15 protein-coding genes are annotated in these 13,804 nt (G+C 71.8%); 9 read left to right on the forward strand and 6 right to left on the reverse strand.

Annotated elements, in window-relative coordinates:
- Positions 1-69: 69 nt before the first annotated feature.
- Together NUM_RS12130 and corA are read left to right on the forward strand one after the other, a co-directional pair.
- Positions 70-1,152: an aminotransferase-like domain-containing protein gene (locus NUM_RS12130; protein ID WP_207124911.1), complete on the forward strand. Its 1,083-nt coding sequence runs from the start codon at positions 70-72 to the stop codon at positions 1,150-1,152.
- Between the two features lie 656 nt (positions 1,153-1,808).
- Positions 1,809-2,939 carry a magnesium/cobalt transporter CorA gene (gene corA / locus NUM_RS12135; RefSeq protein ID WP_207124912.1) on the forward strand — a complete coding sequence of 377 codons (1,131 nt, stop codon included), beginning with the start codon at positions 1,809-1,811 and terminating at the stop codon, positions 2,937-2,939.
- A gap of 151 nt (positions 2,940-3,090) precedes the next feature.
- Here the strand turns inward: corA and NUM_RS12140 are convergent, their stop codons facing one another.
- Positions 3,091-3,789, reverse strand: a complete 699-nt coding sequence (locus tag NUM_RS12140; protein ID WP_207124913.1) for a hypothetical protein — start codon at positions 3,787-3,789, stop codon at positions 3,091-3,093.
- A gap of 210 nt (positions 3,790-3,999) precedes the next feature.
- On the opposite strand from NUM_RS12140, the gene NUM_RS12145 reads away from it, so the two are divergent.
- Both NUM_RS12145 and NUM_RS12150 read left to right on the forward strand, forming a co-directional pair.
- Complete coding sequence (locus NUM_RS12145; RefSeq protein WP_207124914.1) at positions 4,000-4,524, forward strand: peptidylprolyl isomerase; 525 nt, start codon at positions 4,000-4,002, stop codon at positions 4,522-4,524.
- Positions 4,525-4,659: 135 nt separating this feature from the next.
- Positions 4,660-5,553: a rhomboid family intramembrane serine protease gene (locus NUM_RS12150; protein WP_207124915.1), complete on the forward strand. Its 894-nt coding sequence runs from the start codon at positions 4,660-4,662 to the stop codon at positions 5,551-5,553.
- A gap of 39 nt (positions 5,554-5,592) precedes the next feature.
- On the opposite strand, the gene NUM_RS12155 is transcribed toward NUM_RS12150, so the two are convergent.
- Positions 5,593-6,315, reverse strand: coding sequence for a PH domain-containing protein (locus tag NUM_RS12155; protein ID WP_207124916.1), 723 nt, complete (start codon positions 6,313-6,315; stop codon positions 5,593-5,595).
- Between the two features lie 95 nt (positions 6,316-6,410).
- On the opposite strand from NUM_RS12155, the gene NUM_RS12160 reads away from it, so the two are divergent.
- On the forward strand, positions 6,411-7,589 hold the full coding sequence (locus NUM_RS12160; protein ID WP_207124917.1) for an acetyl-CoA C-acyltransferase: 1,179 nt from the start codon (positions 6,411-6,413) through the stop codon (positions 7,587-7,589).
- Between the two features lie 116 nt (positions 7,590-7,705).
- Here the strand turns inward: NUM_RS12160 and NUM_RS12165 are convergent, their stop codons facing one another.
- Positions 7,706-7,945, reverse strand: coding sequence for a DUF397 domain-containing protein (locus NUM_RS12165; protein WP_207124918.1), 240 nt, complete (start codon positions 7,943-7,945; stop codon positions 7,706-7,708).
- A gap of 307 nt (positions 7,946-8,252) precedes the next feature.
- Positions 8,253-8,522 (reverse strand): cell division protein CrgA, encoded by a 270-nt coding sequence (locus tag NUM_RS12170; protein ID WP_030445359.1) that lies wholly within the window; start codon positions 8,520-8,522, stop codon positions 8,253-8,255.
- A 66-nt stretch (positions 8,523-8,588) separates the two neighbouring features.
- On the opposite strand from NUM_RS12170, the gene NUM_RS12175 reads away from it, so the two are divergent.
- The 4 genes from NUM_RS12175 to NUM_RS12190 are packed head-to-tail and all read left to right on the forward strand — an operon-like array spanning position 8,589 to position 11,197.
- Entirely contained in the window at positions 8,589-9,389 is an 801-nt protein-coding gene (locus NUM_RS12175; protein ID WP_207124919.1) for a DUF881 domain-containing protein, read from the forward strand.
- A 35-nt stretch (positions 9,390-9,424) separates the two neighbouring features.
- Complete coding sequence (locus NUM_RS12180) at positions 9,425-10,246, forward strand: class E sortase (protein ID WP_207124920.1); 822 nt, start codon at positions 9,425-9,427, stop codon at positions 10,244-10,246.
- A 3-nt stretch (positions 10,247-10,249) separates the two neighbouring features.
- Positions 10,250-10,507, forward strand: a complete 258-nt coding sequence (locus NUM_RS12185; protein WP_207124928.1) for a hypothetical protein — start codon at positions 10,250-10,252, stop codon at positions 10,505-10,507.
- 39 nt (positions 10,508-10,546) lie between these two features.
- On the forward strand, positions 10,547-11,197 hold the full coding sequence (locus tag NUM_RS12190) for an aminodeoxychorismate/anthranilate synthase component II (RefSeq protein ID WP_207124921.1): 651 nt from the start codon (positions 10,547-10,549) through the stop codon (positions 11,195-11,197).
- A gap of 13 nt (positions 11,198-11,210) precedes the next feature.
- On the opposite strand, the gene pknB is transcribed toward NUM_RS12190, so the two are convergent.
- Both pknB and NUM_RS12200 read right to left on the reverse strand, forming a co-directional pair.
- A complete protein-coding gene (pknB, locus tag NUM_RS12195; RefSeq protein ID WP_207124922.1) occupies positions 11,211-12,998 on the reverse strand; it encodes a Stk1 family PASTA domain-containing Ser/Thr kinase in 1,788 nt (595 codons plus the stop codon).
- On the reverse strand, positions 12,995-13,804 hold an 810-nt coding region (locus NUM_RS12200), incomplete at its 5' end, for a PASTA domain-containing protein (RefSeq protein ID WP_207124923.1). The genes pknB and NUM_RS12200, both read right to left, overlap by 4 nt.

Genomic DNA, 13,804 nt, shown 5'->3' on the forward strand with positions numbered 1-13,804 from the left:
TGATCCGCATGGTGAGCGGCAGACAGGGCGTGCGTTGCAGCCGGTGACCGGGCGCCTAACCTTGTCGGCATGGCCGACACCATTTCGTTCGCACGTGGAGCCCCGTCCCTGGACATCGTGGATGTCGAGGGCCTGAAGCAGGCAGCGGTCCGAGCCTTCGACAGCGATCCCGGCGGCCTCACGGCGTACGGGACCTCCGTCGGCTACCTGCCGCTGCGCAAGTGGATCGCCGACAAGCACGGTGTCGCCCCGGAGCAGGTGCTCGTCACCAACGGCTCGCTGCAGGCCGACGCGTTCCTGTTCGACCTGCTGGTCCAGCCGGACAGCGACGTGGTGGTGGAGCGGCCGACGTACGACCGGACCCTGCTCGGGCTGCGCAACCGGCGCGGGAACCTGCACCCGGTGACCGTCGACGACGAGGGCATCGACGTCGACGAGCTGGCCCGGCTGCTCGCCGGCGGGGTGCGACCGGTGCTCGCGCACATCATCCCGAACTTCCAGAACCCGGCCGGGGTCACGCTGTCCGCGCCGCGCCGGGAGCGGCTGCTGGAGCTGGCCCGGGAGTACGACTTCACGATCTTCGAGGACGACCCGTACCTGGACATCCGGTTCGCCGGTGATCCACTGCCCACGATGCGGGAACTCGACCGGGACGACCGCGTCGTGTACGCGTCGTCGTTCACCAAGACGGTGTGCCCGGGGCTGCGGGTCGGGTACCTGGTGGGGCCGGCGGCGACGATCGCGAAGATCGCCAAGGTGGCCACCAACACCTACATCTCGCCGAGCATGGTCGCGCAGGGCATCGTCTACCAGTTCGCCACCTCCGGTGCCATCGACGCGTCGATCAAGACGGTCCGCGCGGCGCTGTCCGAGCGGGTGAACCTGCTGGCCGACGCGCTGCACAAGTACCTGCCGGAGGCGCGGTTCACGGTGCCGGACGGCGGCTACTTCCTCTGGGTCGAGTTCCCGGACAGCGTGGACGTGGCCAAGGTGGCACCGGCCGCCGCCGAGCGCGGGGTCGCCGTGGTCAAGGGCAGCGACTTCCTGCTGGAGGGCGGCCAGCACGCGCTGCGGCTGGCCTACTCGGCGGTCACTACGGACCAGATCGACGAGGGCGTGCGCCGGCTCGCCGAGGCGGTCCACGCGGGCTGACGACCGGCCTGGACGAAGGCAGGGCGTGTCCCGAGGTCGGCCGGTCGTTCGCGGCCGGCAGCCTCCGGGGCGCGCCCTGTCGCCGTCGGTACAGCCACTGTCAAACGTCCAGATCGTGGGAGAGTGACGCTGGGAACGGCGTCGCTTTTGCGACATGGCGCAAACCCGCCAACTGCAAAGCGTTCCCTGGCCGGCGGGGCCGTCCTAGATTGGCGACGGCCGCCGTCCGTGAGCATCAACTTGCGGAGTGGCGCATAAAGGCTTTACCCCCGCCCCCGGAGGCGCCGGGTGGAGTCACCGGCTGAACCCCCCGTAGCCGGTGGCCCACCCGGCGCCTCGCTTAATGTCCGGGCCACGCCACGCCGAGCCACCGCGGCGGCGCTGCGGCCCACCGCGCCGGCCGCTCGGTTCGCCGCTCGCGAGGTATCCTGCCGCCCAGCAGCGCGACCGGTGACCGGCCACACGGCGCCGCGTCGGTCGGCGATCTGCCCCTGGTAGTACAGTTTCCTGCGGACCCGCCGAGAGTGTGCGCGCTCTCCTGGGCATTTCTTGTGAGTTCGTGAGCCGGACGTTTTCGGCGACCAGACTGGGAGGACCCGCGGCAGCACTGTGCCCGGACATCGGCCGCTGCCGTGCAGGCGGAAAGGGGGCGGACGATGGCATATCAGCACCGAGGAAACGGTCGTGGGCTGAGTCGGGCGTTCAGCGCTCCCGTCCGCGCCGTGTCGAAGGTCCTGCCCCGCACGACGTCGAGCGTCACCCCACCGCGGCCGCCGTCCCGGCCCGAGCGCAGCTCCATCGTCGACTGCGGGCTGTACGTCCAGGGGGTGCGCCAGCCCGGTGAGTGGGACTACCGGGACGCGCTGGCGGCGGCTCTGGAGCGCGACGACGCGTTCGTGTGGCTCGGCCTGCACGAGCCGGACGTGGACGAGTTCGCCGACATCGCGCAGACCTTCGACCTGCACGAACTCGCGGTCGAGGACGCGGTCAAGTCCTACCAGCGCCCCAAGGTCGAGCGGTACGGCGAGATCACCTTCGTCGCCGTCCGCACCGCGCGGTACGTCGAGCACGCCGAGCTGACCGAGACCAGCGAGGTGGTCGAGACCGGAGCCGTGATGCTGTTCATCTCCCCGCACTTCGTCATCACCGTGCGGCACGGCGACGCGTGCCGGCTCAGCCCGGTCCGGCAGGAGCTGGAGACGAAGGAGGAGCTGCTCGCGCAGGGGCCGTGGGCGGTGTTCCACGCCGTCGTCGACCGGATCGTCGACCTCTACCTCGACGTCGCGTCCGAGATGGAACAGGACATCGACGAGGTCGAGGCGAGCGTGTTCAGCCGCGCCGGCGACGACCGGGTCCAGCGCATCTACCAGCTCAAGCGCGAGCTGGTGGAGTTCAAGCGGTCCGTCGTGCCGCTGGCCCGCCCGCTGAACGCGCTGGTCAGCGGCCGGATCCCGGGGGTGCCGAGCGAGATCCGGCGATACATCCGGGACGTGGCCGACCACCTCTCCCGCACGGTCGAGCAGGTGGTCACGTTCGACGATCTGATCAACTCGATCCTGCAGGCCCGGCTGGCGCAGCTGTCGGTCGACATGAACAACGACATGCGCAAGATCGCCGCCTGGGCCGCCATCCTGGCGGTGCCGACCGCGATCGCCGGCATCTACGGCATGAACTTCACTCACATGCCGGAGCTGCACTGGATGTTCAGCTATCCGGTCGTGGTCGCGTTGATGCTCGGCATCTGCGTCGGGCTGTACCGCATCTTCCGCCGCTCCGGCTGGCTCTGACCCCGCGCGGGCCGGCTCTTCCGCCGCTCTCAGACTCCGGGCGGGCCGGCTCTGGCCCGCCCGGGTTGGCGCTGACCCCGCGGGCCGGCTCTGGCCCCGCGGACGGCACCGCTCCGCTCCCGGTACGAGAGCGGAGCGGTGCGGTGACCCGTCAGGCCTTGTGGCCGTTGCTGCGTGCCTCGGTGGCCCGGCTGGCCTTCGCGCCGTTCTTCGCCGCGTCCGCCACCGCGGACTTGGCACTGTCGGCCGCGTCCGCCGGCTTCTCCTTGTCGGCGTCGGTCTTGCCGGACTCGGCGTTCTCCGTGGCGCGTTCCCGCGCCTCGGCGAACACGCTGCTCGGCTCGGCGAACTCGTGCTCCGGCTCGTACTCGTCCCAGTTGGCGGTGGACCGCCGGGACACGACGGCCGCGACCGTACCGACCGCGAGGCCGAGCGCCACCGCGCCCACCACCCACGGCCAGCGACGACGCCGCTGGTTGCCGGTGGCCGCGGCACGAGCCTTGTCGAGCTTCTTGCCGGCCTTCTTGCGCGCCTTGCCGGCCTTCTTGCCGGCCGCCTTGCGCGCCTCCTCGGTCGAGCGCCGGGCACTGTCGGCCGCGGCCGTCACCACCGGTGCCACCGCCTGAACGGTGGTGTCCCAGGACTTGCCCACCGCGCTACGGGCCGCCTCGACCCGCGGCGACATGGCGCCCCGGGCCGCGTCGAGCCGCGGCGCGAGTGCCTCGCGGGCGGCGTCGACCCGGGGGCTGAGCGCCACCCGTGCCGTGTCGACCCGCGGAGCCACCGCTTCCGCCGCGCGCTCGGCGGCGATCACGGCCGCCGACCGCAGGTGCCCGAGCCCGTCCGTCACTTCGTTTCCGAACTGCTGTGCACGTGTCTTCTCCGCACGACCCAGCGACACTGTGTCCCACCTCCCGTGAGTACTACCCGCCCATCCTCCCTGTTCCCCTACCCCCGTACCGGCCAAACGACAGCATGCGACGATTGCGTGATTGGCCACCCGCCGTGGCCCGCCGCGGGGGCGACAGGGCCACCCGGACAGCACCACAAGGAGACTCAGATGGCTGAGAAGCTGTACGCGACGTTGCAGACCAATGCCGGCCCGATCAAGGTCGAGCTGTTCCCGAACCACGCGCCCAAGACGGTGAAGAACTTCGTCGGGCTCGCCGACGGCTCCCAGGAGTGGACCGACCCGGCGACCGGGCAGCCGGGCCAGGGGCCGCTGTACAACGGGACGATCTTCCACCGGGTGATCGACGGGTTCATGATCCAGGGCGGCGACCCGCTGGGTAAGGGGTTCGGCGGCCCGGGCTACAAGTTCGGCGACGAGTTCCACCCGGAGCTGCAGTTCGACCGGAAGTACCTGCTGGCGATGGCGAACTCGGGGCCGAACACGAACGGTTCGCAGTTCTTCATCACCGTCGCGCCGACGAGCTGGCTGAACAACAAGCACACCATCTTCGGTGCCGTCGACGACCCGGCGTCGCAGCAGGTCGTGGACCAGATCGCGACCACCAAGACCGGCGCGCAGGACAAGCCGGTCGAGGACATCGTGATCGAGCGCATCGACATCACCCAGGAATAACCGGTACGCAACACCGCAGACCGGGCGGCCGAGCGGTTCGGCCGCCCGGTGCGGCATGCTTGAGGCCCGGCACCGGCCCCCCGGCAGCAGCTGCGTGGGCGCGGCGCGGGTCCAGCAGGCACGGAAGGGCGCTCGATGACCGAACCGCAGACCACCGGCAGTCCGACCGTCCCGGTCTGCTACCGGCACCCGGGCCGGGAGACGTACGTCCGGTGCGTGCGCTGCAACCGCCCGATCTGCCCGGACTGCATGAACGCCGCCTCGGTCGGCTTCCAGTGCCCGGAATGCGTCGCCCAGGGCAAACGTACCGTTCGGCAGCCGCAGGGTGCGTTCGGCGGCAGCCACCGCGCCGGCGACCGCGGGTACGCCACGATCACCCTGATCGCCGTCAACGTCCTGGTGTACGTGCTGATCCTGGTCGGCGGTGGCCTCGGCGCGGCGATCGGCAGCGGCAGCAGCTTCCTCGCCGGCGCCACCACCGGGCTGGAGCTCAAGCTCGGAGTCTTCTCCCCGGCCATCGCCGACGGCCAGTACTACCGGCTGATCACGGCGATGTTCGTGCACTTCAGCATCCTGCACATCGCGATGAACATGTACGTGCTGTGGGTGCTCGGCCGCTACCTGGAACGCGCGCTCGGCCCGGCCCGGTTCGTCGCGCTCTACTTCATCGCCGGCATCGGCGGCAACGTCGCCTGCTACCTGTTCACCGACCGCACCCTGTCCGGCGGCGCCTCGACCGCGGTGTTCGGGCTGTTCGCGGCGATGTTCTTCGTCAACCGCAAGCTGAACCTGTCCAGCTCCAGCGTGGTCGTGCTGATCGTGATCAACCTGGTCTTCAGCTTCCTGGTGCCGGGCATCTCGATCATCGGGCACATCGGCGGCCTGATCACCGGCGGCGTCCTCGGCCTCGGCCTCGCGTACGCACCGAGGTCGGCCCGCACCCCGGTGCAGATCGCGGTACTCGGCGGCGTCCTGCTGGTGTTGATCCTGCTCACCGTGGGCAGAACCGCCCAACTGCTGACCGCGTAGCAAGCACCCTGCCGCCGGCGCCGGCCGGCGCGCCGGAGCTCAGGCGGTCGGGCGCAGCGCGGCGAGCTGTCGGACCACGTCGGCGCAGTCGGCGCCGCCGAGCTGGGTGCGACCGAACAGGTGCAGTTCGGTGTCGCAGTCGATCTCCACCAGCTCGGACCGGATGCCGCGGCGGGACCGGCGGTCGACCCGGATGCGTTCCACCTCCGACCACGGCACCCGGTGGTGGCCCAGGACGCCCCGCACGGTCACGCCCTCCCGGTCGGCGGCCAGCGAGACGGACAGCACCAGGTCGCGCAGGGCCAGCGCGGCGAGCACCACGGCACCGGCCAGCCCGATCGCCAGCCCGACCCGGTCGGTACGCCCAGCCCAGAGCCCGGCGCCGACGAACGCCACCGCCCCGACGCCCTTCAGCACCGTGGCCGCGGGGCGCACCCGCCACTCGACCCGGTCCGGCGTCGGGGTGGCGTCGTGCGGAACCGTCGACCGGTCCGACCGACCGGTCTCGTCCGCCCAGCTCGGCGCGTCGGCGCCGTCCGACCAGCCCGGCCCGTCGGCGTCGCCTGACCAGCCGGGCGCATCGGGGTCGCCGGACCAGGCTGGCGTGCCGGGATCGTCCGGACGGTGCGGTGCGCCGGTGTCCGGAGGCGGCGGTGCCGCCGGCCGGAGCGAACCCGCTCGGTCGGCCGGCGTCGTCTCGTCCCCGTCCGGGTCGCCCGGCGCCGCGCGCCGCACCCCGAACGACTCCGCTCCGCTGTCCATCCGCCCAGTCTGCCCGCCCGCCGGTACGCCGGCCACACCCGCGGCGCGGCGCGGCCCGCGGTACGCTTCGGGCAAAGGCTACCGGGGAGTAACAGATGCGCGACGCGGTCATCGTCGAAGCGGTACGCACGCCGGTCGGGCGGCGCAAGGGCACGCTGGCCGGGGTGCACCCGGTCGATCTGTCTGCGCGGGTGCTGACCGCGCTGGCGGAGCGGTCCGGCATCGACCCGGCGCTGGTGGACGACGTGGTGTGGGGCTGCGTCAGCCAGGTCGGCGAGCAGTCCTGGAACATCGCCCGCAACGCGGTGCTCGCCGCGGGCTGGCCCGAGTCGGTGCCCGGCACCAGCATCGACCGGCAGTGCGGCTCCAGCCAGCAGGCGCTGCACTTCGCCGCCGCCGCCGTGGTCAGCGGCCAGTGCGACGTGGTGGTCGCCGGCGGCGTCGAGGCGATGACCCGGGTACCGATGGGATCCTCGGTCGGCCACGACGTCGGCACGCCGTTCGGCCCGCAGGTGCTCGCCCGGTACGACGGGGTCGAGGGCGTCACGCCGGGGCCGCTGCCGTTCAACCAGGGCGTCGGCGCCGAGCTCATCGCGCAGCGGTACGGGTTCGGCCGTACCCAGCTCGACGAGTACGCGCTGGCCAGCCACGCGAAGGCGGCGGCCGCGCAGGACGCCGGGCTGTTCGTGGACGAGATCGTCCCGGTACCGGTGGAGGGCGGCACGTTCGACGCCGACGAGGGCATCCGGCGGGACACCTCGCTGGCCAAGCTCGGTGAGCTGCCCACCCCGTTCCGGCCGGACGGGGTGGTGACCGCCGGGTCCGCCTCGCAGATCTCCGACGGCTCGGCGGCGATGCTGGTCACGACCAGCGAGAAGGCGCGCGAGCTGGGCCTGACCCCGATCGCCCGGGTGTATGCGACGGCGCTGGCCGCCGCCGACCCGGTGCTGATGCTGACCGCGCCGATGCCGGCCACCGAGAAGGTACTGGCGAAGGCCGGTCTCGGCATCGACGACATCGGCGTGTTCGAGGTGAACGAGGCGTTCGCGCCGGTGCCGCTGGCCTGGCTGAAGGACACCGGCGCCGACCCGGAGCGGGTCAACCCGCGCGGCGGTGCGATCGCGCTCGGGCACCCGCTGGGCGGCTCCGGCGCCCGGCTGATGACCACGCTGCTGGGCGCGATGCGGGCCGGCGGCCACCGGTACGGGCTGCAGACGATGTGTGAGGGCGGCGGGATGGCCAACGCCACCGTGCTGGAGCTGCTCGGCTCCTGAGCGCGGGCGGTTCCCGGCTCCTGAGCGGCGGGCGGCCGCTCGGCTCGGATCCGCCCGGCTGGGCGGTGGCTCGGAGGCTCCCACCGGCCGGACCGGACCGCGAGAACCGGGCGGCGTCACTCCATCGGCAGGTCGAACTCGCCGTCCTTGGCGCCGCCGACGAACGCGTCCCACTCGGCCTGGGTGAAGACCAGCACCGGGCTGTCCGGGTCCTCGCCGTTGCGCATGCAGATCTTGTCCTCGACGAACGCCACCTCGATGCGGCCGCCGCCGGCCGGCGTCTCCTCGTCGGAGCCTCGCCACACCGCGTTGGTGAGGTCGGGGCATTCCTTCTTCTGCGACTCGGGCGCGGTCATCGTCTCTCCTCAGCGGGCGGTACCGGCGCCGACCGGCGCCGGATTCGACGGTAGTCGGGCGGTTGGTCGGTCTCCGACCGGGTCAACGCGACGCGATGGACCGGCGTGCGCGCATACGGGCGTGATCAAGGACACAGGGCGAACCCGGCGTCGGAAATCGGACAGCCGGCGCGACGGGGGCGAAGCGGAGCTCGAGTGACCACGGCCACCGCGTCACGACACGTGCCAACAGAGTTATCCACAGTGTGGATAACTCTGTTGACGAGGCGATCCCGGGTAGCGCCAGGAGAGGTGCGACGGTGCCGGGTCAGCGCCACCGAGACAGCACGACGAGGCTCGCCACCAGCGCGGCGAAACCGATCGCGAGGTTCCAGTATCCCCAGGTCCCGACCGGGAAGAGCCCGCCGGAGAGGTAGTAGGTCACCAGCCAGCCGATCCCGACCACGATCAACACCAGCGCGGTGATCGGCACCCAGGTCGGGCTGGGCTTCTTCTTCGCCGCGGCGGTGCGCTCCTGCGGTCGCAGATCCGCGGGCGGCGTGTAAACCTTCTTCGTACGTACTCGCGACTTAGGCACGGTCTCTCCTGACAGGGGTTCCGGACGCTAGCGTAATCAAGGTTGGGCAGACCGCAAGGAGGAGGCGTGGCGGATTCCAGTCCCGCGGACCGGAACCCCGGGTTGCTCGCCCAATTCCTGCTGCCGCGCCGGCGCCCCGGCCGAAAGCCCGGTTGGTCTGCCATCGTGCCACTTGTGGTCGTTGCCGCGGGGTTCCTGTTCGCCACCACCGCCAGTACCGCCCGTGGCACGCAGCTGCGGGAGGACCGCCGGGTGCAGCTCAGCGACGCGATCCGGCAGCGCCAGGCGGACGTGGCCCGCAGCGAGAAGCGGGCCGCCGCGCTGCGCGCCGAGGTCGAGGACGACACTAGCCGGCAGGGCCGCAACGACGCGCGCGTGCGTGACCAGCAGAAACGCGCCGACGGGAGCAAGGCCGACGCCGGCCTGACCGCGGTGCACGGCCCGGCGCTCACGGTCACTCTGAACGACGCGCCCCGCCAGCCGGACCGGCAGCTGCCCAGCGGCGCGACCGCCGACGACGTGGTGGTACACCAGCAGGACGTGCAGGCGGTCGTCAACGCGCTGTGGGCCGGTGGCGCCGAGGCGATGTCCATCATGAACGTCCGGGTCGTTTCGACCAGCGCGGTACGCTGCGTCGGCAACACGCTCCTGCTGTCCGGCCAGGTGTTCTCGCCGCCGTTCGTGATCGTGGCGATCGGTGACCGGGGCCGGATGAACGCGGCGCTCGACGCCGCACCGGGCGTGCGTGCCTTCCGCGCCGCGGCCAAGGACTGGGGTCTCGGCTACGAGGTCAAGGAGGACGACGACGTGCGGCTGCCGGCGTACGACGGGTCCTCGTCCCTGTCCGACGCCCGAGTGCCGCGGTAGGAACGGATGCGAGCCGATCATCCCGCGGAGGGCACGTGAGCTACTGGGGGCCGGAGGAAGGCCGGGGCTGGCGCCCGGACGACGACGAGACGGTCGTCATGCCGGCCGTGCCCGCCGAGATCCGGTCCCACCGGGCCCGGGGACGGGGCCGCGGCCGGGGCGCCGGGCGGCCCGAGCCGGCCGCCGCGGTGCCGCCGCACGTCGACGGGCCGGCGCGCCGTGCCGTCCGCGGCATCGGTGAGGTGCTCATCACCTGCGGGCTGATCGTGATGCTGTTCGCCGGGTACGAGATCTGGGGCAAGCAGATCGTCATCCACAAGCAGCAGGACAAGTACGAGCAGCAGCTGCAACGGGCCTGGCAGGACCCGCCGAAGAAGGCGGACGACGCGCCGCCGCTGCCCGGCCAGGCGCTGGCCCGGCTGTACATTCCGCGGTTCGGCATCGAGCTGATCGTGGTGCAGGGCGTGACGCCGGAGGACATCCGCAACGCACCCGGCCACTACCCCGACTCGGCGATGCCCGGCCAGATCGGCAACTTCGCCGTCGCCGGCCACCGCGAGGACGCGATCTTCCCCCGCAACTTCGACAAGCTGCGGATGGGCGACGACATCATCGTGCAGACCCGTACCACCTGGTTCGTCTACCGCACCTACCAGCAGCAGATCGTCGACCCGCACCAGGTGGACGTGGTCAACCCGGTGCCGGGCGAGCCCGCGGACGCCAAGCCGACGAAGGCGCTGGTCACGCTCACCACCTGCAATCCGTGGTGGGACAACTACCAGCGGCTGATCTACCACGGCAAGCTGGTCCGTCAGATGCCCACCGCGGACGGCATGCCGAAGGAACTGAAGGGCTGACGCATGTACGGGTGGATCTGGCGCAAGCTCCCGTTCGGCCTGCCCGGGAAGCTGATCGGCACGCTGGTGCTGGTCGTCGGCGCCGCCGCGCTGTTGTGGTACCTGGTGTTCCCGGCCATCGACCCGATCCTGCCGTTCAACGACGTCCAGGTCACCGGCCCGGGCGACGGTTCCGGCCAGGGCAACGGCGCCGGCCACGGCAGCGGTGCGCCGAGCCCGACGCCGCACCGCACCGGCGGCTCCGACCTCCCCGGCAACTGAGCTGCGGCGCCGCACCGGGCACGTCCTAGACTTCCTGCCATGGGTACCCGGGTGCTGGTGGTGGACAACTACGACTCGTTCGTGTTCAACCTCGTGCAATACCTCGGCCAGCTCGGGGTGGACTGCCTGGTCCGCCGGAACGACGAGCTGACCGTCGACGAGGCGCTCGGGCTGGACGTGGCCGGCGTGCTGCTCTCACCCGGCCCCGGCACGCCGGACCGCGCCGGCATCTGCGTCCCGCTGGTCACCGCCGCCGCCGGCCGGCTGCCGATCTTCGGCGTCTGCCTCGGCCACCAGGCCATCGCCGAGGCGTACGGGGCGACCGTGACGCGGGCGCCGGAGCTGCTGCACGGCAAGACCAGCGAGGTGCATCACACCGGCGTCGGGGTGCTCGCCGGCCTGCCCGAGCCGTTCACCGCCACCCGGTACCACTCGCTCGCGGTCACCGAGTCGACCCTGCCGCCCGAGCTGGTCGTCACCGGGCGCACCGAGTCCGGCGTGGTGATGGCGATGCGACACCGCGACCTCGCGATCGAGGGCGTGCAGTTCCACCCCGAGTCGGTGCTCACCCAGGGCGGTCACCTGATGCTGGCGAACTGGCTGGCCGGCTGCGGCCACCCGGAGGCGCTGGCGCTCGCCCCGGCCCTGGCCGAGCAGGTCGAGCGCCGCCGCCTCGTCGCCGCCGGCTGACCGGCGGCGACACTCAGTCGCCGCCGCCCCCATCGGTCGGGAACGGGAATCCGGGCGACGAGGGAGTGCTGCTCGGCGTTTCGCTCGGGCTCGGGGACGCCGAACCGGTCGGGCTGGGCGACTTCGACTGGCCGACCGCCACCGTGATGGTGACCTGCGAGCCGCGCACCGCGAACTCGCCGCCGTTCGGCGTCTGGCTGGTCACCGTGCCCTGCTTCTCGCTCGACTCGGTGTCGGGCTGCACGGTGATGTCGGTGAAGCCGGCGTTGCGCAGCTGCTGCTCCGCCTCGGACTGCATCTTGCCGACCACCGACGGCACCTTGGTCTCGTTGCCCTTCGAGATGTGCACCGTGACCGTGGAATCGATGGCCAGCTCGCTGCCCTTCTCGGGATCGGTGTCGACCACCGTGCCCTTCGCGTTCTCGCTGTCCACCTCGGTGAACCGGGCCTTCAGGTGGTGCAGCTCCAGCGTGCTCTTGGCCGCGTCCCGGCTGAACCCGGTCACGTCCGGCACCTTGACCGTCTGCGGGCCGCTGCCGATCGTCAACGTCACCTGGGTGCTGGTCGCGATCTTCTTGTTCGCCTGCGGCGTCGGCACCTCCTCGATCACCTTGCCCTGCTGCGCCTTCGTCGACTTCGCGGTGCGCTGCTCGACGTGCCGGAAGCCGGCGGTGTGCAGGGTCGTGATCGCGGTGGCGGTCGGCTTGCCCTTGACGTTCGGCAGCACCGCCTTCGCGCTGTGGTCCGACTGCAGGTAGAGGCCGATACCGACCGCGGCGACGCCGAGCACCACCAGCAGCGCCAGCGAGACGAGCACCCACACGGCGCGGCGGCGGCGCTGCGGGTCGGTCACCCGGGCGGCCGGCTGGGTACCGGTGTCGCCGCCGGCACCGCCCGCCGCCCCCAACACCTGGGTACGCCCCTCCTGCGGTGGCGGCGGGGTGGCCAGCACCGGCCGACCGTTCGCCGCCCGCAGCATGTCGGCGCGCATCTCCGCGGCGCTCTGGTACCGGTTGGCGGGGTTCTTGGCGAGCGCCTTCAACACCACCGAGTCGACGTCCGGCGGCACGTCCGGGTTGCGCTGGCTCGGCGGCTTCGGCTCCTCCCGGACGTGCTGGTAGGCGACGCTGACCGGGCTGTCGCCGGTGAACGGCGGCTGGCCGGTGAGCAGCTCGAACAGCACGCAGCCGGTGGCGTACACGTCGGAGCGGGCGTCGACGGTCTCGCCGCGCGCCTGCTCCGGCGACAGGTACTGCGCGGTGCCGATGACGGCGCTGGTCTGGGTCATCGTGGTGGTGGTGCTGGCGACCGCGCGGGCGATGCCGAAGTCCATCACCTTGACCTGACCGGCGTCGGTCAACATGATGTTGCCGGGCTTGATGTCGCGGTGGATGATGCCGTGCCGGTGGCTGAACTCCAGCGCCGAGCAGACGTCCGCGGTGATCTCCAGCGCGGACTTCGGCGGCAGCGGCCCCTCGGCGGTCAGCACCTCCTTGAGGGTCCGTCCGCTGACGAACTCCATCACGATGTACGGCAGCGCCTCGCCGTCGGCGCCCTTCTCCTCGCCGGTGTCGTACACCGCGACGATGGCCGGGTGGTTCAGCGAGGCGGCGTTCTGCGCCTCGCGCCGGAACCGGGCCTGGAAGGTGGCGTCCCGGGCCAGGTCGGTGCGCAGCATCTTGATCGCCACGTCCCGGCCGAGCCGCTGGTCGAGGCCCTTGTGCACCTCGGCCATGCCGCCGTAGCCGATCAGCTCGCCGACCTCGTACCGGTGACCGAGCACCCGGTCCTCGTCGGTCACGGGGAGTCCTCCCCGAGGCCGAACGGTCCCGTGTCGCGGCCGGACAGCGCGTCGTTGTTGCCGGTCCCGCCGCCGTCGCTGGTGGTGGGGGACGGGTTGCCGCCCGGCGTGGTCGGCGCGGTCGACGGCGAGTTGCCGCCACCCGGCGACGACGGGTCGAGCGACGGCATGTGGTCCTTGCCGCCGTTCCCGTTCCCGTTGTCGTCGCCGTTCCCGTTGCCGTTCCCGTTTCCGTTGCCGAAGCCGCCGGTGGACACGTAGACGAGGACGTTGTCGCCCTTGTGCAGTGCCGAGCCGTCGTTGCGCGCCGGCACGCAGTTGACCACCTGCCCGGCCGACGGCTGGAAGACGTTCTTGTACTTCTTGATCGGGTTGAGCCCCTTGTCGGTCAGCTCCTGCTGGACGTCGTCCCACGACTTGTTCTGGCAGGAGTCGACATCGAAGTCGACCGTGTCGTTCTGCGACGCCTTGGCGCTGGGCGAGTGGGTGGTGTTGCCGCTGGCCCGGTTGTCGTCGCCGCTTCCGCTGGTCAGCGCGTACGCGATGGCCCCGACGCCGCCGAGCACGACGACCACCGCGAGCACGATCGCGGCGATCTTCAGCCCCCGGCCGTTGCCGCCGCGCTGCGGCGCGGCGCCGGCGTACTCGTCGTTGCGTTCGTAGCCGGTGTTCATCGGTGGCCCGGACGGCACCGCCGCCGCGCCGCGCGAGTAGCCGCCGGCGCCGCTGGTCGGCGCGTACCCACCGGGGCCGCTGGTCGGCGCGCCGGCCGGCAGCACCGAGGTGTGCTGCGGCCCCCCGGCCCC

This window comes from Actinocatenispora comari (assembly GCF_017312725.1).
GTDB classification, from domain to species: Bacteria; Actinomycetota; Actinomycetes; order Mycobacteriales; family Micromonosporaceae; genus Actinocatenispora; species Actinocatenispora comari.